At 64.8% G+C, this 20,613-nt stretch carries 17 protein-coding genes; 11 read left to right on the top strand and 6 right to left on the bottom strand.

Annotated features, from left to right (window positions below):
• The first annotated feature begins 3 nt into the window (after nucleotides 1–3).
• From J4D28_RS12240 to J4D28_RS12210, 7 genes are all read left to right on the top strand, one after another.
• On the top strand, nucleotides 4–531 hold the full coding sequence (locus tag J4D28_RS12240; RefSeq protein WP_103330861.1) for an adenylyl-sulfate kinase: 528 nt from the start codon (nucleotides 4–6) through the stop codon (nucleotides 529–531).
• Nucleotides 525–1,097 carry a hypothetical protein gene (locus J4D28_RS12235; RefSeq protein ID WP_103330860.1) on the top strand — a complete coding sequence of 191 codons (573 nt, stop codon included), beginning with the start codon at nucleotides 525–527 and terminating at the stop codon, nucleotides 1,095–1,097. Before J4D28_RS12240 ends, J4D28_RS12235 begins: the two co-directional genes overlap by 7 nt.
• The gene (locus J4D28_RS12230) at nucleotides 1,094–1,822 is read left to right on the top strand and encodes a formyltransferase family protein (RefSeq protein WP_103330859.1); all 729 of its coding nucleotides are present in this window, start codon (nucleotides 1,094–1,096) and stop codon (nucleotides 1,820–1,822) included. The genes J4D28_RS12235 and J4D28_RS12230 overlap by 4 nt, the downstream gene beginning before the upstream one ends.
• Nucleotides 1,819–4,218 carry a PEP/pyruvate-binding domain-containing protein gene (locus tag J4D28_RS12225; RefSeq protein WP_053270177.1) on the top strand — a complete coding sequence of 800 codons (2,400 nt, stop codon included), beginning with the start codon at nucleotides 1,819–1,821 and terminating at the stop codon, nucleotides 4,216–4,218. The genes J4D28_RS12230 and J4D28_RS12225 overlap by 4 nt, the downstream gene beginning before the upstream one ends.
• Nucleotides 4,215–4,847, top strand: a complete 633-nt coding sequence (locus tag J4D28_RS12220; protein WP_103330858.1) for a gamma-glutamyl-gamma-aminobutyrate hydrolase family protein — start codon at nucleotides 4,215–4,217, stop codon at nucleotides 4,845–4,847. Before J4D28_RS12225 ends, J4D28_RS12220 begins: the two co-directional genes overlap by 4 nt.
• Before the next feature lie 6 nt (nucleotides 4,848–4,853).
• Nucleotides 4,854–5,603 carry a phosphocholine cytidylyltransferase family protein gene (locus J4D28_RS12215; protein WP_009051459.1) on the top strand — a complete coding sequence of 250 codons (750 nt, stop codon included), beginning with the start codon at nucleotides 4,854–4,856 and terminating at the stop codon, nucleotides 5,601–5,603.
• 108 nt (nucleotides 5,604–5,711) lie between these two features.
• Entirely contained in the window at nucleotides 5,712–7,205 is a 1,494-nt protein-coding gene (locus J4D28_RS12210; protein ID WP_041985083.1) for a YifB family Mg chelatase-like AAA ATPase, read from the top strand.
• Nucleotides 7,206–7,211: 6 nt separating this feature from the next.
• On the opposite strand, the gene J4D28_RS12205 is transcribed toward J4D28_RS12210, so the two are convergent.
• Together J4D28_RS12205 and J4D28_RS12200 are read right to left on the bottom strand one after the other, a co-directional pair.
• A complete protein-coding gene (locus J4D28_RS12205; RefSeq protein ID WP_101283938.1) occupies nucleotides 7,212–8,426 on the bottom strand; it encodes an aldose 1-epimerase family protein in 1,215 nt (404 codons plus the stop codon).
• A gap of 106 nt (nucleotides 8,427–8,532) precedes the next feature.
• Nucleotides 8,533–9,108, bottom strand: coding sequence for a TetR/AcrR family transcriptional regulator (locus J4D28_RS12200; protein ID WP_009051542.1), 576 nt, complete (start codon nucleotides 9,106–9,108; stop codon nucleotides 8,533–8,535).
• A 114-nt stretch (nucleotides 9,109–9,222) separates the two neighbouring features.
• Between J4D28_RS12200 and J4D28_RS12195 the strand changes: the two genes are divergently transcribed.
• The gene (locus J4D28_RS12195; protein ID WP_173424530.1) at nucleotides 9,223–10,149 is read left to right on the top strand and encodes an ABC transporter six-transmembrane domain-containing protein; all 927 of its coding nucleotides are present in this window, start codon (nucleotides 9,223–9,225) and stop codon (nucleotides 10,147–10,149) included.
• A 4-nt stretch (nucleotides 10,150–10,153) separates the two neighbouring features.
• Here J4D28_RS12195 and J4D28_RS12190 read toward each other — a convergent pair whose 3' ends face one another.
• From J4D28_RS12190 to J4D28_RS12180, 3 genes are all read right to left on the bottom strand, one after another.
• Entirely contained in the window at nucleotides 10,154–11,125 is a 972-nt protein-coding gene (locus J4D28_RS12190; protein WP_028683659.1) for a Ca2+-dependent phosphoinositide-specific phospholipase C, read from the bottom strand.
• Nucleotides 11,126–11,251: 126 nt separating this feature from the next.
• Nucleotides 11,252–13,228, bottom strand: coding sequence for a methyl-accepting chemotaxis protein (locus tag J4D28_RS12185; protein ID WP_028683658.1), 1,977 nt, complete (start codon nucleotides 13,226–13,228; stop codon nucleotides 11,252–11,254).
• Between the two features lie 189 nt (nucleotides 13,229–13,417).
• On the bottom strand, nucleotides 13,418–14,338 hold the full coding sequence (locus tag J4D28_RS12180; RefSeq protein ID WP_009051546.1) for a LysR substrate-binding domain-containing protein: 921 nt from the start codon (nucleotides 14,336–14,338) through the stop codon (nucleotides 13,418–13,420).
• A 157-nt stretch (nucleotides 14,339–14,495) separates the two neighbouring features.
• Here J4D28_RS12180 and J4D28_RS12175 point away from each other — a divergent pair, with 157 nt between their 5' ends.
• The gene (locus tag J4D28_RS12175) at nucleotides 14,496–15,905 is read left to right on the top strand and encodes a NorM family multidrug efflux MATE transporter (RefSeq protein WP_172833386.1); all 1,410 of its coding nucleotides are present in this window, start codon (nucleotides 14,496–14,498) and stop codon (nucleotides 15,903–15,905) included.
• A 42-nt stretch (nucleotides 15,906–15,947) separates the two neighbouring features.
• Here J4D28_RS12175 and J4D28_RS12170 read toward each other — a convergent pair whose 3' ends face one another.
• Nucleotides 15,948–17,621 carry a bifunctional diguanylate cyclase/phosphodiesterase gene (locus J4D28_RS12170; protein WP_028683656.1) on the bottom strand — a complete coding sequence of 558 codons (1,674 nt, stop codon included), beginning with the start codon at nucleotides 17,619–17,621 and terminating at the stop codon, nucleotides 15,948–15,950.
• A 266-nt stretch (nucleotides 17,622–17,887) separates the two neighbouring features.
• On the opposite strand from J4D28_RS12170, the gene rep reads away from it, so the two are divergent.
• Both rep and J4D28_RS12160 read left to right on the top strand, forming a co-directional pair.
• Nucleotides 17,888–19,897 (top strand): DNA helicase Rep, encoded by a 2,010-nt coding sequence (gene rep / locus J4D28_RS12165; protein ID WP_009046172.1) that lies wholly within the window; start codon nucleotides 17,888–17,890, stop codon nucleotides 19,895–19,897.
• A 102-nt stretch (nucleotides 19,898–19,999) separates the two neighbouring features.
• Nucleotides 20,000–20,569, top strand: a complete 570-nt coding sequence (locus J4D28_RS12160) for a xanthine phosphoribosyltransferase (RefSeq protein ID WP_009051549.1) — start codon at nucleotides 20,000–20,002, stop codon at nucleotides 20,567–20,569.
• Nucleotides 20,570–20,613: the final 44 nt, after the last annotated feature.

Genomic DNA, 20,613 nt, shown 5'->3' with positions numbered 1-20,613 from the left:
ACCATGGTGATCTGGCTGGTCGGCATGTCAGGAGCGGGCAAAACCACGATTGGCCGGGCCCTGTATGCCAGCCTGAAAGCGCAGCGGCCGCAGACCGTGTTCGTCGACGGCGACGAGATTCGCGCGCTGTTTCGCCATGACCAGCGGGCGGATGCCTACAGCGTCGCCGGACGGCGGGTCAACGCCGAACGGATCCAGGCCCTGTGCGGCTGGCTCGATGGCCAGGGCATCGATGTGGTCTGCTGCATCCTGTCGATGTTCCAGGACATCAGCGACGACAACCGCCAGCGTTTCTCCAGCTACCGGGAAGTGTTCGTCGATGTGCCGCTGAGCACCCTGGTCAGCCGTGACAACAAGGGGCTGTATCAGTCCGCCCTGCGGGGCGAACAGAGCAACGTGGTGGGCGTGGACATCGAATACCCGCCGCCGCAACACCCGGACCTGGTGTTGCACAACCGTCACGAGCCCGACGATATTCCTGGCTACGTGGAACGCATTCGCCAGCTCTGTGGGTATCCACCGTCATGCTGAACTACGCCTACAGCGACGGGGACCTGCTGGAAACCCCGCAGACCTACCGTTACAGCAGCTTCCAGGGCGAAGCCTTAGTCGACGCCTGGCGCACCTCGCGCCTGGCTGCGTGCGCCCACTTGCCGGCGCCGGCCTTGCCCACACTGCATCCACAAGGCCCGGCGCACGCCGAGGACAGCACGGCGCTGCTGAGCCACCTGTGCCTGGAAATGCGCGCGGGCGCCGGAGTCTCCGGCCCGCTGGCAGCCTACTGGCTGCCGCGCCTGCTGAAGAAATTCGAAGTGAGCAAACGCCTGTATACCGGCTACGAAGCCGCGGCTCCGCACCGTCCGCTGCCCCACGGCAGCTACGGGTCCGTACCGCCTTATCTGCTGCTGGCCGAGTGCATGCTGCACGGCTGGCAAGCGAGCGGCGCGGCCTATTACCTCAATGGCCTGCTCAAGCTGACGGACACCCTGGTGTCGCAGCAGGGCCGCCTCGACCCGGACCAGGCCGCCTACCTGGCCTGGCTGCTGACCCAGGAACAACAGGTGCTGGCCACCGTCGCCCGGGAGGCCGGCCTATGAGTCGCGCCCGCCTGCTGATCCTCTGCGCCCACACCGCGCGCTCGGTCGCCTACCTGCAAGGCATGGCGGCAGCCGGTATCGAACCTGACGCGGTGATTGTCTACGGCCAGGGCGGCGGCGCGTTGCAGACCACCCGCGAGTTGCAGGTACAGCCACTTGCAGGGTTGTTCTGCCCGGACCTGAGCCAGGACCTCGACACCTGCCTGGCCGCCCTGGACTGGTCCCACGAGGTGTGCCCGGCCCCGGCTCTCGACGACCCGCAGTTGCTCGCACTGATCGCCCGCCAGGCGCCGGACCTGCTGGTCTACTCTGGGTACGGCGGGCAACTGGTGCCGGCGGCCCTCTTGAGTCGTTACCCGGTGCTGCATATCCATTCCGGCTGGCTGCCGGATTATCGCGGCAGCACCACCCTGTACTACCAGATCATCGAACAGCGTGAATGCGCCGCCAGCGCCCTGCTGCTCGACGAGCAGATCGACACCGGCCCGGTAATGGCGCGCAAGGCTTATCCGCTGCCGCCGCCAGGCATGGACGTCGACTACCTGTATGACAATGCGATCCGCGCCGACCTGCTGGTACAAGTCCTGAGCCACTGGCGTCGCGAAGGCGCCCAGGCCCTGCGACCCCTGCCGGCCGAGGCCGAGAAGCCGCCTTACTTCATCATTCACCCGTTGCTCAAGCACCTGGCCCTGTTGGCGGTGGACAAGCACGAGGACGCGCCATGAACCAGGCCGCCGCGAACACCATTCGTTTCGGGACCAAGTCCGAAACCCTGGAGCGCCTGCAACCACGGGTCACTCGCTCGCGAATCCTGCCGCTGTATTTCTTCACCGCGCGGCAGTGGCTTGATGCCCCCGCGAACGTGCTGCAGAACATCGCCAGGATGGAGCATGGCGGTTGCGTGATCGTGCGCAGCAGCGCGCAGAACGAAGACAGCGTCAACAGTTCCATGGCCGGCCTGTTCACCAGTTGCCTGAATGTCAGTATCACCGACCCTCGGGCCTTGAGCGTCGCCATCGAACAGGTGATCGCGTCCTTTGCCGAGCACCGCTGCGAGGACAACCAGATCCTGATCCAGCCGATGCTGACCTCGATCCAGATGAGCGGCGTGGTGATGACCCACGACCTGGAACATGGCGCCCCTTATTACGTGGTGAACTACGACGACGAGAGCGGCCTGACCGATACCATCACCGGCGGCCAGGGCATCCAGAAAACCGTGCTGGTCTACCGCGACACCGAGAGTGCCCAGTTGCGCTCGCCACGCCTGCAGGCAGTGATCGACGCCTGCAGGGAGCTGGAAACGCTCTGCGGCAACGTGCCGCTGGACATCGAATTCGCCGTCGACCACCACCAGCAGGTGTATGTGTTGCAGGTACGGCGCATCACCCTGTGCAACACCTGGCATCCGGTCACCGAACGGCGGGTGGCGCGCCAGCTCGAGCACATCCAGCGCTTCCTGGGCAAACGCCTGGCGCCCCAGGCCGGTCTGTATGGCGACAGCACCTTGCTGGGGGTGATGCCCGACTGGAACCCGGCGGAAATCATCGGCACCACTCCGCGCCCGCTGGCGGCCTCGTTGTATCGGCGCCTGGTGACCGATTCGACCTGGCGCGAAGCGCGCGCCCTGATGGGCTATCACCACCCGCGGCACCAGGCGCTGATGGTGATGCTAGGCCATCACCCGTATATCGACGTGCGCTGCAGCTTCAACTCGTTCCTGCCGGCGGGCCTGGAACCGGGGTTGTGCACCAGGCTGGTCAACGCCTGGCTACAGCGACTGCAAGCCCACCCGCAATGGCACGACAAGGTCGAGTTCGAAGTCGTCCAGACCTGCCTGGACTTCACCTTCGACGCCGACTTCGCCGAGCGTTATGGCGACAGCCTCAGCGCCGCCGAGCAACGGGCCTATCGCTCGGCCCTCGACCAACTGACGCTGCGCGCGCTGAGCGGTAACGGCGCCGGCGCTCTGCCGCCCTTGCTGGACCAGGTGCGCGCCCACGAGCGCCAGCAGCAACGCCGGCGTCTCGATGCCATTCCAGCCGACCTCGACAGCATCCACCGCCTGCTGCTGGACTGCCGCGAGCAAGGCACGCTGCCGTTCGCCATGCTCGCCCGGCATGCATTCATCGCCGAAGCCCTGCTGCGCTCGGCCTGCCGCCGTGGCGCCCTGAGCAACGAGCGCCTGCTGTCCTGGAAGCAGTCGATCCACACCGTCACCACCGAACTGACGCGCGAATACGCCCAGGTCTGCGCCGACGTCCGGACACTGCCAGCCTTTGTCGCCAAGTTCGGCCATCTGCGTCCCGGTACCTACGACATCACCTCATTGCGTTATGACGAGCGCCACGACCTGTTCGCTGCCGCGACCGTCGAGCTAGGTCATGGCGAGAGTTCGCAAGCAACCTTCCAACTGCAACCCGAAGAGCGCCAGGCCCTGCAGCAGTTGATCGACGAACAAGGCTGGCCGCTGTCGACCGAACACCTGCTGGACTATGCCAGCCAGGCCATCCAGGCCCGGGAATACGCCAAGCTGGTGTTCACCCGGGACCTGTCCGACGCCCTGCAACTGCTGGTGAGTTGGGGCGCCGACGTTGGCCTGGCCAGGGAAGACCTGTCCTTTCTCGATATCCACCCGCTGCTCGACAGCCTCACCACGCCGCTGATGGACGACACCGACCGGGTCCTGCTGGAGTCGGCCAGCCAGGCGCGACGCAGTTATGAGCAGGGCATCTCGCTGAAGCTCGGGCACCTGATCAGCGCCGTCGACGATGTGTTCGTCGCGCCGCTGCATCGCAGCCTGCCCAACTTCATCACCCGGCAGAACGTCGAAGCCGTCGGCATGGAATTGCGCCAGGACACCCCGGCCTCGGCGCCGCTCAAGGGCAAGATCGTCTGCATCGAAAATGCCGACCCCGGCTATGACTGGGTCTTCACCCGCGGTATCGCCGGGCTGGTCACCCAATACGGCGGGGCCAACTCGCACATGGCCATCCGCTGCGCCGAATTCGGCATTCCGGCGGCCATCGGTTGTGGCGAACAGCTGTTCAACCGGATCCTGCGCAGCCCGCGCATCGCCCTCAATTGTCGCGACAAGACCCTGAACCCGGTGCAGCCATGAAACGCCTCGGCATCACCCTGAGAACCTGCAACCCGCAGGCCTATCACGAACCGCGCGACGGCCTGGCCAGGGACTGGTACCGCTTTTTTGCCGAACTCGGCTGCGGCAACCAATGGCTGCTGCTGCCCCACCTGGGCGAGGACACCGTGGCCTATGCCCGTGCCCAGGGCGTGCAAGGCGTGATCTTCAGCGGTGGCGACGACCTCGGCGGCGACCCGTTGCGCGACCGGAGCGAACAGGCGCTGCTGGCCCATTGCGTGGCCGAGCGGTGGCCGGTGCTGGGGGTCTGCCGCGGGTTGCAACTGATCCACAGCTTTTTCGGCGGCCGGCTGGCCGATGCCGACCGCGACGTGCACGTCGCGCAACGCCACCTCATCACCTTGCTGGCCGCCGACGAGCTGCCCTGGCTACCGGGCCAGGCCGCTTCGCGCTCGGTCAATTCCTTCCACGGCAAACAGTTGCTCGACCCGCTGCCCGCCACCCTGCGCCCCTGGGCCCTGGACGCAGCCGGAACCTGCGAGGCCCTGGTGCATACCAGCCTCAAGGTGGCCGGCATCATGTGGCATCCCGAGCGCGAAGCAACGCTGGACGAAGCCGATCGACAACTGTGCCAATGGCTCTTTGAGTGACCTGACATGAAAGCCGTAATTCTCGCCGCCGGCCGCGGCTCCCGCCTGAAACACCTGACCGCCGCGCAACCCAAGCCCCTGGCCCGCCTGGCTGGCAAGCCGCTGCTCGAATGGCAACTGCAAGCCCTGGAAAACGCCGGTGTCGACGAGGTGCATCTGGTCAGCGGTTATTGCAGCGAAGCCCTTGAAGGCTATGGCCAGAGCCGGCTGTACAACCCGCATTGGGCCAGCAGCAACATGGTGCGCAGCCTGATGCGCGCCGATGCCCTGCTATCCAGCGAACCGACCCTGGTGTGCTACGGCGATATCGTCTACCGCCCGGACATCGTCCGTGACCTGATGGCCTCCCAGGCCCCCCTGAGCATCACCTACGACCTCGACTGGTGGGACCTGTGGTCGGCGCGCTCCGATGATCCCCTCAGCGACGCCGAAAGCTTCCGTCAACAGGCTGGCCAGTTGCTGGGTATCGGTGAAAGGGTCGCCAGCCGCGAGGAAATCGAGGGCCAGTACATGGGCCTGCTGAAATTCACCCCCGAAGGCTGGAGCCAGGTCCGGGCGCTGCTGTCCGGCATGAGCGACCCGCAGATCGACAAACTGGACATGACCAGCCTGCTGCGTGCCCTGCTCCAGGCCGGCACCGCTATCGCCACCGTGGCCATTCGCGGCGGCTGGGTGGAAGTCGACAATCAGTCGGACATCGCCCTGTACGAACAGCGCATCGCCCAACCGGGCTGGTCCCACGACTGGCGCGGCTGAGCCGCCCGCCGCAACATCCTGAGTCTATTTGCTGGTGCGGCGTAGCCTCGGCCGGGGCTAGGCTTGCACAACCGCAGGACGCGGTTTCCCAGCCTCAAGGAACGAGTCATGTCTCTGGCCATCGTCCACAGCCGTGCCCAGACCGGCGTGCAAGCGCCGGCCGTGTCGGTCGAAGTCCATCTGGCCAACGGCCTGCCGGCCCTGACTCTGGTGGGCCTGCCCGAAGCGGCGGTCAAGGAAAGCAAGGACCGGGTGCGCAGCGCCATTCTCAATGCCGGCTTCGATTTTCCGGCCCGGCGCATCACCCTCAACCTCGCCCCGGCCGACCTGCCCAAGGACGGCGGGCGCTTCGACCTGGCAATTGCCCTGGGCATTCTTGCCGCCAGCGTGCAGGTGCCGACACTGGCCCTGGAGAATGTCGAATGCCTGGGCGAGCTGGCGCTTTCCGGCGCGGTTCGCCCGGTGCGCGGCGTGCTGCCGGCGGCCCTGGCCGCGCGCCAGGCCGGCCGCATGCTGATGGTGCCGCGCGCGAATGCCGAGGAAGCCTGCCTGGCCTCAGGACTGAAGGTGATTGCCGTCGAGCATTTGCTGGAAGCCGTCGCTCACTTCAACGGCCACACCCCGATCGAGCCCTATGCCTCGGACGGCCTGCTCTACCAGAACCGCCCCTATCCCGACCTGAATGAAGTGCAGGGCCAACTGGCTGCCAAACGCGCGCTGCTGGTGGCCGCGGCCGGTGCGCACAACCTGCTGTTCAGCGGCCCACCAGGCACCGGCAAGACCTTGCTGGCCAGCCGCCTGCCTGGCCTGTTGCCGCCGCTGGAGGAACAGGAAGCCCTGGAAGTGGCCGCCATCCAGTCGGTCACCAGCCACATTCCCCTGAGCCATTGGCCGCAACGGCCCTTCCGTCAACCTCATCACTCGGCTTCTGGACCGGCGCTGGTGGGGGGTGGCTCGAAACCGCAACCCGGGGAAATCACACTCGCCCATCACGGTGTGCTGTTCCTCGATGAATTGCCGGAATTTGATCGCAAGGTGCTGGAGGTGCTGCGCGAACCCCTGGAGTCGGGGCAGATCGTCATTGCCCGGGCCCGCGACCGGGTACATTTCCCCGCGCGCTTCCAGTTGGTGGCAGCAATGAACCCCTGCCCCTGTGGATATCTGGGCGAACCCAGTGGCCGCTGCCGCTGCACACCGGAGCAGATCCAGCGTTATCGCAACAAGCTCTCGGGGCCGCTGCTCGACCGCATCGACCTGCACCTGACCGTGGCCCGGGAAAGCACGGCCCTCAACCCCAAGCCCCCGGCTGGGGACAACACCGCGCAAGCCGCGGCCCTGGTGGCCCGCGCCCGGGAGCGGCAACAGCGACGCCAGGGTTGCGCCAATGCTTTTCTCGACCTGCCGGGCCTGCGCCGGCATTGCCAGTTATCCACAACCGACGAGCGCTGGCTGGAAACCGCCTGCGAACGCCTGACCTTGTCCCTGCGCGCCGCCCACCGCCTGCTCAAGGTCGCCCGCACCCTGGCGGACCTCGAGCAGGTCGAGCAGATCAGCCGCGAGCACCTGGCCGAAGCGCTGCAATACCGGCCGGCCGCGAGCTGAGGAGGATCACTCCTTGCTCAGGTCCACCAGTGGCGTCGGCCGTACTTCGGTCTGCCGGCCGTTCTGGATCTGGCTGATCTCGGCCAGGGACTTATCCACAGCCGCCTTGTCGGCCAGCAGGCTGTAGCGGATCTGGAATTGCTTGCTCTGCCTGGCCTCGATGGTCGGCACCAGGCCCAGCGGGCGCTGGTAGCGGCGGTTGTAGGAGAAACTGGTGCCCGGCTCCAGGCCGGTCACATAGCCCTGGCCCTGGGTGTCGGTGTTTTTCCACAGGGAGAACACCGGCAGCTGCCGGGTATTGAAGCCCACCGCCACGCCAAGGCTGCCGGCCTTGTTATGCAGCACCGTCAGGGTATCGCCCTGGGCATCGGCATAAGGCACCACGTTGTAGACGGTCTCGTCGTAGTCCCGGGTCGGGCCGCGGTAGGTTTGCCAATCGGTAAGGTCGGCCTTGGCCTTGTCATTGAAGGGCGACACCTGCTTCACCGGTGCAGTGAACTTCGCGCCCTCTTCGAGGAACGGCGTGCTGAAGTTGCTGTGATACAGCGCCTGGTATTCCTTCGGGTAATCGCCGTTGTTGGTCAGGGTGTCGTTGAGGGCGAAACTGACACTGCCCGGCTCGGTCACCAGCTCAGTGGCCACCGAGAAATCGACCTTCTTGAACGCCTGTTCCTTGAGCTCGCCGCGCAGGCTGATGGTGTACGGCGGCTTCTCGTCGATATGCAGGGTGACCTTGTTCGCCGGGATGTTCGCCGCGCGACCGTGCAGGGTCAGCAGCTCGCCGTTATCCATGCCCGGGTGCCCGACCCACTCGTAGCCACAGCGGGTCACCAGCTCGTTGAACCCTTCCAGCCAGCCCAGGCCGCCACGACCGTTGAGCTCGATGAACGACGGATTGACCACCTCCTTGACCGGCGAATCCCACCCCATGCGCACCGGGCCGACGGAAGCCTGCAGCACGTTCATGCCGCGGGTCGGCACTACCGAGAGTTTCATCGCACCGTTGTCGATATCGACAATGCTCACCCCCTCCTGGCGCCCGCCATGCAGGGTACGCAGGGTCACGGAAAAGGGCTTGGCGGTTTTCACCCCCAGCTGCGCGCTGGTGATATGGAAGTCCTGGGCGGCCTTGTCGGTATCGAGCAGAACATAGTCCCAGGCCATGGCGTGGGAAGCAGCGGTGAATGCGGAAAGAGCGACCAGCAGTCTGAGTGGAGTCATGGGCGTGTGCCTTTATTGGAGTTGTGGGATTTTTATAGCGCTGATGAATCGTTTCAGCAACCTAATTTCCGCAACCGGTCGGCACACTCGAACGCCTCTCCCGGGCTCAGCGAATCTTCAATAACAACTCGACCACTTCCATCACCTCGTCCATCGCCGCTGCGGCGGCCTCGGCCGAGGGTCGCAGCAACAGGCCGTCGGCATAGCCCATGATCTGGGCGAAGATCTGCCGGGCTGCGCGTGCGGGTGATGCGCACTGGAACACCTGGGCCTGCACGCCGGCTTCGATGATGCTGGCGAGCATGGCCTGCCACTGCTCATCCACCTTCTGGTAGGCCTCGGCCAGCGCGGTGTCGTGCATGGCTTCATCCCAGGCATCGAGCCACAGCGCCCAGCTGTCTTCGGCGGAAACCGGCAGGCAATCGCGCAGGAATCCATGCAGGGCCGCAAGCGGCGGCAAGCCAACCAGGGGGGCGCCTACGGCGTCCAGTTGCTCTGTGGCAAAACGCACGAAGGCTTCGCGACGCAATTCGTTCCAATCGCTGAAGTAGTGATAGATGTGGCTACGGGACAGGCCAGCGTGGTCCGCCAGGTCGCGGGTGGAAACGGCGGCGAAGCCCTTGCTGAGAAACAGCTCCAGGGCGGCGGCGATGATCTGGTCTTTGCGGTCGGTACGGGACATACGGGCATTACCTCAGGGCGCCGGTGGATGGATGGCGCTTGCATTTTGAGCGATCGCTCAAATACCATTGAGCAGTCGCTCAATAATAGCGTTTATCTTCCCTCCGGTGCACCCATGTCAGCCGTTACCCCGCAAGTCCTGATCGATGAAAGCAAGAAAATCGGCCAGCAATCCGCCAGCCAGACCCTGAAAGCCATCGCCCGCGCCTACCCCGGCAAGCTGTTCTGCACCTTGTCACTGGTGGCGCTGGAGAACGCGTTGCTGCTGGCCTACCCGCTGTTTGCCGGGTTCGCGGTGGACTCGATCATTCGCGGCGACGCCGGCAGCGCCCTGGTCTATGCCCTGGTGGTGCTGGGGTTCTGGGTGGTCGGGGCCGCGCGGCGGGCGGTGGATACCCGCACCTTCACGCGGATCTACGCCGACCTGGCGGTGCCGGTGATCCTCAACCAGCGCCTGCAGAACCAGAGCACCTCCACCGCCGCGGCGCGGGTGGTGCTGGCTCGGGAGTTCGTCGACTTCTTCGAGAAGCACGTACCGACCATCGCCACCGCGCTGGTCTCGATTGTCGGCGCGGCGGTGATGCTGCTGGTGATCGAACCCTGGGTCGGCCTGGCCTGCCTGGTGGCCTTGCTGCTGTGCATCACCCTGCTGCCGCGTTTTGCCCGGCGCAATCAGGAGCTGCATGAGCGCCTGAACGACCGGCTGGAAAAGGAAATCGGCCTGGTGGCCAAGGTCGGCGCCACGTCCCTGCAACGGCACTACCGGCTACTGTCGCGGCTGCGGATCTGGCTGTCGGACCGCGAGGCGGCGGCCTATCTCCTGCTTGGCTCGGCGGCCGCGCTGCTGTTCGTGATCGCCATCAGCCAACTGGCCCTGACCGAAGGGGTCAAGGCCGGGCATGTGTACGCGGTGATGACCTACCTGTGGACCTTTGTCAGCAGCCTGGATGAAGCACCGACCATGGTCGACCAGCTGGCGCGCCTGCGGGATATCGGCAAGCGGGTGGACCCGGGGCTCGCCGAACCGGACGAGCCCCGCTGAAACATTAGAACGGCCGGATGCGATAGCCGTTGCCATCCTTGGCTTCGGCGAACTTGTAATACGCCGACAGATTGACCTTCTCGGCGATGTGCTGGGTGAATGACACGCCGTCATCACCCCACACCCGACCGATGTGGCTGTAGGCAAAGGCTTGTGCGGCCCACTGCTTGTCGCCCTTGCCCATGTTGTTCATGGCCACGTAACCGGACGACGTCCGGGACATGCCGCTGACCTCGCCACTGACATCGTTCTGGCCGTTGGTGACCGGTGAAATGAACACCTTGGCGCTGGTGGTTCGGGCTTCGGCGTATTGCGAGAGCTTCTGGTTCTCCGAGTGGTTGAGCACCAGCAGCACCTTGCCCTGCAGTTGGCTAGCGGTCGGCCAGGACTTGCCCTTGAGCGAGCCCTGCAAGGCACCGCTGCTGACACCCAGGTGCTGGGCCAGGTCGCCCGGGGTATAGAGCTTGCCCTGGAAAATCCGGCTGACCAGATCATCGAAGTCTTTCGGCGTACGCCCGGAGCTTTCCTTCGACCAGCCCTGCTTCTTGTCGAGGATCAGGGTAATCGGGAAGTGCCCGGGATGGCTGTCGCTCCAGAGCCTGATGTCGTTGAGGCAGGCCTCGAGATCGTTGGTGCCTTTGCCGTCGCCGGTGCAGTTGTTGTCATTGCCGGACTGGAACAGCGTGCCGGGGTTGTGCCGCACGAACCAGTGACCGGCCGAACCACCGGTGACCGCATCGCGCTGGTCCCAGAAATCCAGCTCCAGGGTACGCACGCTGTCGAGCACACTGGTGAAGGTGCTGGCGTACTGTTTTTCGTAGCAGTTATGGCACGCCACCTGGGCGATAGCGTTGAAGGCGCTGTACCAGGAAGCCGGAGAAATGAATCCCGCGGCCTCCTGGCTGGACGCCATCTGGCTGGCCAGCGCCAGGGGCAGTACGGCTGTACGGAGGGCAAAACGAGTGAGACGGGACATGTCAGCTCCTGCCGGGAAGGCATCCTGTAGGGAAATTGCCCCTATGTTTTAGCCCAGCCCCACGCATTTGCAATCGGCCTCCCCGCCGCTGCCCAGCGGCCACGCGATCGGAGCACGCAACCGGTATCAACGGAACCGATCGACCTCCTGGCGCAAGTCCGCCGCCAGCTTCTCCAGTTCCTTGGCGGTGATCGCCAGGTTCGACACCACTTCGCGCTGTTCGCTGTTGGCCAGGGCAATGCTTTGCAGGTTGCTGCTGAGCAGGGTTGCGGTGCTGCTCTGCTCCTGGGTCGCGGTGGTGATCGCGGCGAACTGCTGGCCGGCCGAGCGGCTCTGCTCGTCGATGCGCGCCAGGGCCGAGGCGACATTGGCGTTGCGCGACAGGCCTTCCTGCATCAGCACATTGCCCTGCTCCATGGTGGCGATGGCGTTGCCGGTTTCCTGCTGGATGCTGTTGATCATCCCCGAGATTTCGTCGGTGGCCTCACGGGTCCGCGACGCCAGGTTGCGCACCTCATCGGCGACCACGGCAAAACCACGGCCCTGCTCACCAGCACGCGCGGCTTCGATGGCAGCGTTGAGCGCCAGCAGGTTGGTCTGGTCGGCAATCGCGGTGATCACCCCGACGATGCCGCCGATTTCCTCGGAGCGCTGGCCCAGGGTATTGATCACCGTCGCGGTGCTGTTCAAGGCGCCGGCGATCTGCTCCAGCGAGGCCGAGGCCTCTTCCATCGAGGTGCGGCCGATCCGGGTCTGCTGGGCATTTTCCTGGGCCAGGCGTTCGGTGTTGCCCATGTTGTCGGCGATGTTCAGCGAAGTGGCGCTGAACTCCTCCACCGCCCCGGCCATGCTGCTGATTTCGCCCGACTGCTGCTCCATGCCCTCGTACGCCCCGCCTGACAGCCCGGACAGCGCCTGGGCCCGGCCATTGACCTCCTCGGCGGCCCTGCGGATGTGCTCGACCATGGTCGACAGGGCCTGGCCCATCTGGTTGAAGCTGCTCGCCAACTGGCCGATTTCATCCTGGCTGGAGACATTCAGGCGCGCGCTCAGGTCGCCCTTGCCCAAAGCGTCGGCCTGGCGCACCAGGTCGCCCAGGGGCGCAAGCTTGCTACGCAGCAGCCAGACCGTGGCGCCCACCGCCAGTAGCATCGCCAACAGGCTGCCAATGACCAGGCGCGTGCCGACGCTCCAGGTCACCGCACGGATCTCGGCCTTCGGCATGCTCGCCACCACCGACCAGGGCCCGCCTTCGAAGGGGACGGCGACACTGTAGAAGTCCTCGCTTTTGTCGCTCCAGAAGCGGCCCTTGCCCGGCTGCCCGGCCAGTTCGGTAATGGTCGTGGCCGACTGCTCCAGTGCCTGTACGCCAGCCGGCGGCACCAGCCATTTATGCTGCTCGTCGAGCAACGCCAGGGAGCCGGTCTGGCCGATGCGGAAGCGCTTGAGGTTGTCGAACTGGGCGTTCTGCGCGTCGGTGTAGTCGAAGCCGACGAACAACACCGCAATCACCTTGCCGGCGCTGTCCCGCACCGGCGTGTACTGGGTCATGTACAGGCGCTCGAAGAGCAGCGCGCGACCGACATAGCTCTGCCCCGCCATGAGTTTCTGGTAGGCCGGGTGCGCGTGGTCCAGCAGGGTGCCGATGGCGCGGCTGCCATCCTGCTTGCTCAGCGAGGTGCTGACGCGGATGAAATCGTCGCCGCTGCGCACGAACACGGTCGCCACGCCGGCGGTCATCTGCTTGAACTCGTCGACTTCCTCGAAGTTGTTGTTCAGCACCACGTCACCCAGGTGCAGGCCCGGGGTCTGGGTACCGGCCACGGTCACCGGCTGGTCCGGGTGCAGGCTCAGGCCGCCGCTGAAACGCTTTTCGAACAGCCCGCTCAGGCGCTGGGTGCTTTCGCGCAGGGTGCCGTGGAAGGTATTGAGCTGGTCGGCCAGCAGCCGTGCCTCACTGGCCAGGTGTTCTTCCCGGGTGGCGAGGTTGGCGGCGTCCAGCGAGCGCAGGGCGAAGACGGTACTGCCGCTGATCACGATCGCCAGTACCACGGCGAGTGCGAGACCAAGCTGCGAGGCGATCCGGGCACGAGGTTGAGGCATGACAGCTCCTGGCCGAGAGACCGGATCGTCCTGATCGCGTCACACGCTCGGCAATGGTTCTAATAAGAATGAGATGTCGGAACCGATCAGAACGAAGGTTCCACTTCCAAGGATTCGGCGGCGCCGCTCAATACTTGAGCGAGTCGCACGGGTATCGCGCAGGCCCCTGGTCATGGGGCCTTCATCGTTTCAGCCGAGCCGCTCTACGTCGGGCAATTGCATGGCCCGGACCTCGTTCTGGAGAAAGTCGCTGAGGCGGCGCAAACGTTCACCTCCAGGCCGGGTCTTGGGCCAGACCAGGTAGTAATTCTCGCCACTGGCCACCGCCGTCGGCCAGGGCAGGCTCAGCCGCCCCTGGGCCACATCCTCGGCCACCATCAGCAGATCACCCATGGAAACCCCGTAACCCCGGGCCGCGGCGATCATGCCCAGCTCCAGGGTGTCGAACACCTGCCCACCCTTGAGCGAGACCTGTTCGGACAGCCCCATGCGCTCCAACCAGTTGCGCCAGTCGCGGCGATCCGGGGTCGGGTGCAGCAGCTCGGTGGCGGCCAGTCGCGCCACGTCCCACGGCTGGTCGTTGAGCAGGTTCGGCGCACCCACCGGGATCAGCAATTCCGGAAACAGGTAGCTGGCCTCCCAGTCCGGCGGAAAGTGGCCGTTGCTCAGCAGCACCGCGCAGTCGAAGGGCTCCTGGTTGAAGTCCACCGAATCGACGTCCATCCAGGCGCTGGTCAGTTGCACCTCGTTGCCCGGCTGCAGATGGCGGAAGCGGCTCAGACGCGCCAGCAGCCAGCGCATGGTCAGGGTCGAGGGCGCCTTCATGCGCAGGATGTCGTCTTCGGCGCGCAGGGTATTGCAGGCGCGCTCGAGGGCGGTGAAGCCTTCGCGGATACCTGGCAGCAGCAGGCGCGCGGCCTCGGTCAGCTGCAGGTTGCGCCCGCTGCGCTGGAACAGCCGGCAGGCGAAGTGGTCTTCCAGGGTGCGGATATGCCGGCTGACCGCACTCTGGGTGATCGACAGCTCCTCCGCCGCGCGGGTGAACGAGCTGTGTCGCGCCGCGGCTTCAAAGGCGCGCAAGGCATACAGGGGCGGAAGACGACGGGGCATGGCAGCACTCCACAGGCGCAATGGCGCCAACTTACCAGAATCGGCAAAGCATGAGTTTTAATCATGCCACCAATCGTTTTTATCCCTTTGTGAAAGTCGCCGAGAGCGCCGAGAATCAACCCTCTTAACTGCCTCCCCCGTATCGAGACCGATGACCATGCAGCATCCAGCACGCACCGAACTCTGGGCCATCCTGCGGCTGGCCGGGCCGCTGATCGCCTCACAGTTGGCGCACATGCTGATGGTGCTGACCGACACCCTGATGATGGCCCGCCTGAGCCCGGAAGCCCTGGCCGGCGGCGGTCTCGGCGCGGCCACCTATTCGTTCGTGTCGATCTTCTGCATCGGCGTGATCGCGGCGGTCGGGACCCTGGTCGCGATTCGCCAGGGCGCCGGCGACATCGAAGGCGCCGCGCGCCTGACCCAGGCCGGGCTCTGGCTGGCGTGGCTGATGGCGCTGGTCGCCGGCCTGCTGCTGTGGAACCTCAAGCCGGTGTTGCTGCTGTTCGGCCAGACCGAAACCAACGTGCAGTCCGCCGGCCAGTTCCTGCTGATCCTGCCGTTCGCCCTGCCCGGCTACCTGAGCTTCATGGCCCTGCGCGGCTTCACCAGCGCCATCGGCCGCGCCACGCCGGTGATGGTCATCAGCCTGGCCGGCACGGTGGCCAACTTCCTGCTCAATTACGCCTTGATCACCGGCATGTTCGGCCTGCCGAAACTGGGGCTGGTGGGGATCGGCCTGGTCACCGCGATCGTCGCCAACTGCATGGCCGTGGCGCTGGCCTGGCACATCAAGCGCCACCCGGCCTACGCCGCCTACCCGCTGCGCCAGGGCCTGGCGCGGCCCAATCGCCAGTACCTGCGGGAACTCTGGCGCCTGGGCCTGCCCATCGGCGGCACCTACGCGGTGGAAGTCGGGCTGTTCGCCTTTGCCGCGCTGTGCATGGGCACCATGGGCAGCACCCAGCTGGCGGCGCACCAGATCGCCCTGCAGATCGTCTCCGTGGCCTTCATGGTGCCGGCCGGGATTTCCTACGCGATCACCATGCGCATCGGCCAGCACTACGGTGCTGGGCAACTGCTACACGCGCGCATGGCCGGGCGGGTCGGGATCGCCTTTGGCGGCGCGGCCATGCTGGGTTTCGCCATGATTTTCTGGCTGCTGCCGAACCAGTTGATCGGGCTGTTCCTCGACCATGACGACCCGGCCTTTCGCGATGTGATCAACCTGGCGGTCAGCCTGCTGGCGGTCGCGGCCTGGTTCGAGCTGTTCGACGGCACGCAGACCATCGCCATGGGCGCGATTCGCGGGCTCAAGGACGCCAAGACCACCTTCCTCGTGGGCCTGGGCTGCTATTGGCTGATCGGTGCGCCGGCGGCCTGGCTGATGGCCTTCACCCTGGGCTGGGGCGCGACCGGCGTGTGGTGGGGCCTGGCATCGGGGCTGGCGTGCGCCGCCATCAGCCTGACCCTGGCCTTCGAATGGAAGATGCGGCGGATGATTCGCCGGGAAGGCGCGGAACCCGCGCCACGGGATAACTTCCAGACCGCCCAGGATTCCCTGTAGCGACAGGAGCTCGAGGGCTCCTGCCGCTACAGCGGGATGCCGTCAGCTGACCTCGCCGACCAGGACTTGCTGGCTTGCGCCGAACGTCAGGTATTCCACCAGTTCCGCCAGCGGCAGCGGCTTGCTGATCAGGTAGCCCTGCGCCTGATCGCAACCAAAGCTGCGCAGCAAGGCCAGCTGCTCGGGGGTTTCCACGCCCTCGGCCACCACCTCGAGATGGAGGTTGTGAGCCAGGTTGATCATGGCGTGCACCAGCTTGCGGTTCTCTTCGCGCTGCTCCATGCCGCCGACGAAGCTTTTGTCGATCTTGAGCAGGGCAATCGGCAGGCTGTTGAGGTGCACGAAAGACGAAAACCCGGTGCCGAAGTCGTCCAGGGAAAACCGCACTCCCAGACGCCCCAGCGCATCCATGGTCTGCTTGACCAGGTCGCTGCGGCGCATCACCGCGGTTTCGGTCAGCTCGAACTCCAGCCATTGCGCCTCGACACCCCGCTCGGCAATCAGCCGGCTGAGGGTCGACAGCAGCTGGCTGTCCTGGAACTGGCGGAACGACAGGTTGACCGCCATGTGCAGCGGCGCCAGGCCGCGTTCGCGCAGGGCCTGCATGTCGCGCAGCGCCCGGGAAATCACCCAGTAGCCCAGCGGCACGATCAGGCCGCTCTGCTCGGCCAGCGGCACGAATTCGCTCGGCGGCAACAGCCCGCGCTCGCCATGGCGCCAGCGCACCAGGGCTTCGAGGCCGACGATCTGTCCGTCATGCAGGTTCAGGCGCGGCTGGTAGTGCAGCTCCAGCTCGTCGCGGCGCAAGGCCCGGCGCAGTTCGCTTTCCAGGTCGGCGAGGCTGCGGGCATTGCGGTTGATGCGTTCGTTGAAAATATGAAAGGTACAGCCCTGGGTGCTTTTGGCCTGCTGCATGGCGATGTGCGCGTGCCACATCAGCGGGTCGGCGCCGGCATTCGCCCTGGCGTGGGCGATGCCCAGGCTGCAGCCGATCAGCAGGCTTTCACCGTCGATCCAGTACGGCTCGGCCATGACTTCGGCGATGCGCTCGGCCATCCACTCGGCGCGTTGCGGCGCCCGGCGGGTATCGATCAGCAGGGCGAATTCGTCGCTGCCCAGGCGCGCCAGCTGGTCCCCGGCCTCAAGCTGGCTCTTGAGCCGCGAGACCACTTGCAGGATCAACCGGTCGCCGGCCTGGTGGCCCAACGCATCGTTGGCATGCCGGAAGTTGTCCAGGTCCAGGTGCCCCAGCGCCAGTCCGCGCCCTTCGTTTTCCGCCAGGCGCGCCGCCAGCAGGGTCTGGAAACCCTGGCGGTTGGCGATGCCGGTCAAAGGGTCCTGCTCGGCCAGGCGCAACAGGGTGCTTTCCAGCACCCCGCGCTCACGCACATGGCGCAGGCAACGGCGCACCGTATCGGTACTGAGGCTTTTATTCACCAGCCAGTCGCTGGCGCCGGCTGGCGTGTTCAGCGGCTCCTGCTCCAGCAGCAATACCGTGGGCAGGCTGCAACGACCGGGAGCCGGTTGCAGTTGGGGAACGGTTAACAAAATCGCAGAGCGATCTTCATCGAACAGACGGCTGACAGATTCCCAGGTCGGCGCACTGATCAGCACCACCGAGTCTCCCAACGGAGCGAGACACTCGCGCAACAACGCTGCCCATGCCGGCTCTTCGGCCAGCAGCAGCAAGCGCAAGGGTTCGACAGGCTTGGACAAGCTAGCTCCCTAGACTCTGTAATAGAAGTTGGCGGCGGGCATTATGACGCGTGGATAAACAATGACAAATGATATTGATTATCAAACGCGGTTTCTTGTATCGCTCTAACTCGAACATTAGACGCATATTCAGCGCGCATCCTGAGGGAAAGTATCAAAACCGGCAAATTTAGATAGCGTGCTGCGTCACAAGTCGGAGAGAGCAGCAGAATCCGTCCAGCCTGTTAAAATGCCCGCCCATTTCGTTACAGACCCCTTTTTTCGTCATGTCCCGACTCAATCCCCGGCAGCAAGAAGCCGTGAACTATGTCGGCGGCCCTCTTTTGGTGCTCGCCGGTGCAGGCTCCGGCAAGACCAGTGTAATCACGCGCAAGATCGCCCACCTGATCCAGAACTGCGGCATTCGCGCGCAGTACATCGTCGCCATGACCTTCACCAACAAGGCCGCGCGGGAGATGAAGGAGCGGGTCGGCACCCTGCTGCGCAGTGGCGAGGGCCGTGGCCTGACCGTGTCGACCTTCCACAACCTGGGGCTGAACATCATCCGCAAGGAGCATGTGCGGCTGGGCTACAAGCCGGGCTTCTCGATCTTCGACGAGACCGACGTCAAGGCCCTGATGACCGACATCATGCAAAAGGAATACTCGGGCGACGACGGCGTCGACGAGATCAAGAACATGATCGGCGCCTGGAAGAACGACCTGATCCTGCCGGCCCAGGCCCTGGAGAACGCGCGCAACCCCAAGGAACAGACCGCGGCCATCGTCTACACCCACTACCAGCGCACGCTCAAGGCGTTCAATGCAGTGGACTTCGACGACCTGATCCTGCTGCCGGTGAAGCTGTTCGAGGAACACGCCGACATCCTGGAGAAGTGGCAGAACAAGGTGCGCTACCTGCTGGTGGACGAATACCAGGACACCAACGCCAGCCAATACCTGCTGGTGAAAATGCTCATCGGCAAGCGCAACCAGTTCACCGTGGTGGGCGACGACGACCAGTCGATCTACGCCTGGCGCGGTGCCCGCCCGGAAAACCTGATGCTGCTCAAGGAGGACTACCCATCCTTGAAGGTGGTGATGCTCGAGCAGAACTACCGCTCCACCAGCCGCATCCTGCGTTGCGCCAACGTGCTGATCTCCAACAACCCCCACGAGTTCGAGAAACAGCTGTGGAGCGAGATGGGCCATGGCGACGAGATCCGCGTGATCCGCTGCCGCAACGAGGACGCCGAGGCCGAGCGGGTGGCCATGGAAATCCTCAGCCTGCACTTACGCACCGACCGGCCCTACAGCGATTTCGCGATCCTCTATCGCGGCAACTACCAGGCCAAGCTGATCGAGCTGAAGCTGCAGCATCACCAGATTCCCTATCGCCTGTCCGGCGGCAACAGCTTCTTCGGGCGCCAGGAAGTGAAGGACCTGATGGCCTACTTCCGCCTGATCGTGAACCCGGACGACGACAACGCCTTCCTGCGGGTGATCAACGTGCCGCGCCGGGAAATCGGCTCGACCACCCTGGAAAAGCTCGGCAACTACGCCACCGAACGCAAGATCTCGATGTACGCCGCCACCGACGAGATCGGCCTGGGCGAGCACCTGGACAGCCGCTTCACCGACCGCCTGGCGCGCTTCAAGCGCTTCATGGACAAGGTGCGCGAGCAGTGCGCCGGCGAAGACCCGATCTCCGCCCTGCGCAGCATGGTCATGGACATCGACTACGAGAACTGGCTGCGCACCAACAGCTCCAGCGACAAGGCCGCCGACTACCGCATGGGTAACGTGTGGTTCCTGATCGAGGCGCTGAAGAACACCCTGGAAAAAGACGAAGACGGCGAAATGACCGTCGAAGACGCCATCGGCAAGCTGGTGTTGCGCGACATGCTGGAGCGTCAGCAGGAAGAGGAAGACGGCGCCGAGGGCGTGCAGATGATGACCCTGCATGCCTCCAAGGGCCTGGAATTCCCCTATGTGTTCATCATGGGCATGGAGGAGGAAATTCTCCCCCACCGCTCCAGTATCGAAGCCGACACCATCGAGGAAGAACGCCGCCTGGCCTACGTGGGCATCACCCGCGCGCGCCAGACCCTGGCCTTCACCTTCGCCGCCAAGCGCAAGCAGTACGGTGAAATCATCGACTGCGCCCCCAGCCGCTTCCTCGACGAACTGCCGCCGGACGACCTGGCGTGGGAAGGCAACGACGACACCCCGACCGAGGTCAAAGCCGTTCGCGGCAATAACGCGCTGGCGGATATACGGGCGATGTTAAAACGCTAGAATTGAACACTTTTTAGCCGCAGCATTTTCAACCCAAGCATTTTTAACCGAACACCTTTTATCAGAGCTCAGGCGCACAAGGCGCCAAAAGAGGAAAGCTTCATGGAAGCACTGCACAAGAAAATTCGCGAAGAAGGCATCGTGCTTTCCGACCAGGTCCTGAAAGTCGACGCCTTTCTGAACCACCAGATCGACCCGGCCTTGATGAAGCTGATCGGCGACGAATTCGCCACGCTGTTCAAGGACTCGGGCATCACCAAGATCGTCACCATCGAAGCCTCGGGCATCGCTCCGGCGATCATGACCGGCCTGAACCTGGGCGTACCGGTGATCTTCGCGCGCAAGCACCAGTCCCTGACCCTGACCGAGAACCTGCTGTCGGCGACCGTGTATTCGTTCACCAAGCAGACCGAAAGCACCGTGGCGATTTCCCCGCGCCACCTGACCAGCAGCGACCGCGTGCTGATCATCGATGACTTCCTGGCCAACGGTAAGGCGTCCCAGGCGCTGATCTCGATCATCAAGCAGGCGGGCGCCACCGTGGCCGGCCTGGGCATCGTGATCGAGAAGTCGTTCCAGGGCGGCCGCGCCGAACTGGACGCGCAAGGCTATCGCGTGGAATCCCTGGCCCGGGTCAAGTCCCTGGCCGGTGGCGTGGTGAGCTTTATCTAAAGAGGCGTTGCCTCTTCAATCGCAAGCACGTCTCGCACCTACAG

This window comes from Pseudomonas sp. GW531-T4 (assembly GCF_017349615.1).
GTDB lineage: Bacteria > Pseudomonadota > Gammaproteobacteria > Pseudomonadales > Pseudomonadaceae > Aquipseudomonas > Aquipseudomonas chlororaphis_I.
This window is presented reverse-complemented; position numbering and strand designations above follow the sequence as displayed.

Excerpts from the sequence above, each read along its gene's own strand:
- J4D28_RS12240 (WP_103330861.1), top strand. The coding sequence starts at position 4 with ATGGTGATCTGGCTGGTCGGCATGTCAGGAGCGGGCAAAACCACGATT.
- J4D28_RS12235 (WP_103330860.1), top strand. The coding sequence starts at position 525 with ATGCTGAACTACGCCTACAGCGACGGGGACCTGCTGGAAACCCCGCAG.
- J4D28_RS12230 (WP_103330859.1), top strand. The coding sequence starts at position 1,094 with ATGAGTCGCGCCCGCCTGCTGATCCTCTGCGCCCACACCGCGCGCTCG.
- J4D28_RS12225 (WP_053270177.1), top strand. The coding sequence starts at position 1,819 with ATGAACCAGGCCGCCGCGAACACCATTCGTTTCGGGACCAAGTCCGAA.
- J4D28_RS12220 (WP_103330858.1), top strand. The coding sequence starts at position 4,215 with ATGAAACGCCTCGGCATCACCCTGAGAACCTGCAACCCGCAGGCCTAT.
- J4D28_RS12215 (WP_009051459.1), top strand. The coding sequence starts at position 4,854 with ATGAAAGCCGTAATTCTCGCCGCCGGCCGCGGCTCCCGCCTGAAACAC.
- J4D28_RS12210 (WP_041985083.1), top strand. The coding sequence starts at position 5,712 with ATGTCTCTGGCCATCGTCCACAGCCGTGCCCAGACCGGCGTGCAAGCG.
- J4D28_RS12205 (WP_101283938.1), bottom strand. The coding sequence starts at position 8,426 with ATGACTCCACTCAGACTGCTGGTCGCTCTTTCCGCATTCACCGCTGCT.
- J4D28_RS12200 (WP_009051542.1), bottom strand. The coding sequence starts at position 9,108 with ATGTCCCGTACCGACCGCAAAGACCAGATCATCGCCGCCGCCCTGGAG.
- J4D28_RS12195 (WP_173424530.1), top strand. The coding sequence starts at position 9,223 with ATGTCAGCCGTTACCCCGCAAGTCCTGATCGATGAAAGCAAGAAAATC.
- J4D28_RS12190 (WP_028683659.1), bottom strand. The coding sequence starts at position 11,125 with ATGTCCCGTCTCACTCGTTTTGCCCTCCGTACAGCCGTACTGCCCCTG.
- J4D28_RS12185 (WP_028683658.1), bottom strand. The coding sequence starts at position 13,228 with ATGCCTCAACCTCGTGCCCGGATCGCCTCGCAGCTTGGTCTCGCACTC.
- J4D28_RS12180 (WP_009051546.1), bottom strand. The coding sequence starts at position 14,338 with ATGCCCCGTCGTCTTCCGCCCCTGTATGCCTTGCGCGCCTTTGAAGCC.
- J4D28_RS12175 (WP_172833386.1), top strand. The coding sequence starts at position 14,496 with ATGCAGCATCCAGCACGCACCGAACTCTGGGCCATCCTGCGGCTGGCC.
- rep (WP_009046172.1), top strand. The coding sequence starts at position 17,888 with ATGTCCCGACTCAATCCCCGGCAGCAAGAAGCCGTGAACTATGTCGGC.
- J4D28_RS12160 (WP_009051549.1), top strand. The coding sequence starts at position 20,000 with ATGGAAGCACTGCACAAGAAAATTCGCGAAGAAGGCATCGTGCTTTCC.